Origin of the sequence: Caballeronia sp. J97, assembly GCF_905220305.1 — a bacterium.
GTDB lineage: Bacteria > Pseudomonadota > Gammaproteobacteria > Burkholderiales > Burkholderiaceae > Caballeronia.
The window spans coordinates 1-1,185 of the sequence record NZ_CAJMZL010000083.1; the positions used below are offsets into that span (position 1 = coordinate 1).

1 protein-coding gene is annotated in these 1,185 nt (G+C 64.9%); it reads right to left on the reverse strand.

The window, feature by feature from the left end:
- Positions 1-1,185: porin (locus tag U4Y90_RS35920; protein ID WP_321801888.1), on the reverse strand; the 1,185-nt coding region annotated here is incomplete at both ends.

Here is a 1,185-nt window from a genome sequence, read left to right on the forward strand (position 1 = left end):
AGAAGCGATGGATGATGCCCACGCCCGCCGCGAACATGCTGCGCGATGCAGACGGCGCGCTCTGGAAGCCGTCGCCGATGGTCGCGTTCGCTGCGGTCTGACGGTTCGTCGACGTGTTCGACGGGACAGCCAGCGTGTTGCCGTTCGCGCGCTGGAACGCTTCCAGTGCGTACAGGCCGGTGCGCTTCGAGAGCGAGTAGTACTGCGAGAGGTTGAACTGGTGGTACGAAGCGGCGTCGTTGATGCCGTTCGCCTTGCTGGCCCACGTGTAGCTGTAGCCCGCCGCGAAGTCCCACGCCGAGGTCGCCTTCCAGTGCAGCACGGTGCCGGCCGTGTTGAACACGGCTTCGTCGGTGAAGCGCGAGTTCACGCCCGGGATGTACTGAACGTTCGTGTACGTGACCGAGATATCCCACGCGCTGTTGAACTGATAGCCGCCCGCCACCGCGAAGCGCTGCTGCGCCTGTGCGCGCTGATAGCCCGCCGTCACCGCCGACACGCCCGGCTGACCCGAACCATCGGTCGCTGCCGTGCTGTTGATCGTCGTCGAACTGCTGCTGTAGACGCCGCCGCCTTCGGCCGCGTTGTTGATGCGCGAGAACGCCACCGTGCCGCCGATCGGACCTTGCTGGTACTGGAGCGCTGCCGTCCACGTCGAGCCTTGATAGACGCTGTCGGGCACGCCTGCGAACGAGTACGAGCCGCTCACCGTCAGGCCGTAGAACTTCGGCGACGTGTAGACGACCGAGTTGTTCGCGCGGTAGATCGTGTCCAGGCCGTCCAGATCGCCCGGGTGCGCGCCGAAGTAGCCGGTCAGCCAGTTGGTCGGGCTGTACGGCGAGAGCAGCGTGTAGTACGAGGTGTACTGGCGGCCGAGGGTCATCGTACCGTAGGCGGGGTTCGTGAGACCGACCCAGGCCTGGCGGCCGAACATCGCGTTGGTGAACTGCTGTTGCCCGCTGTTGATGTCGAAGCCCGATTCCAACTGGAAGATGGCCTTGTTGCCGCCGCCGAGATCTTCAGCGCCCTTCAAACCGAAACGGCTGCCAGCCCAGATGCCCGAGGCCATCTTGACGTTCGAACGGCCCGGGTTCGTCTTGGCCAGGTTCGTCTGGCTGCTCTGGTAGACGATCGAATCGTCGACGATACCGTACAGCGTGACGCTGCTTTGCGCGAAGGCGGGCG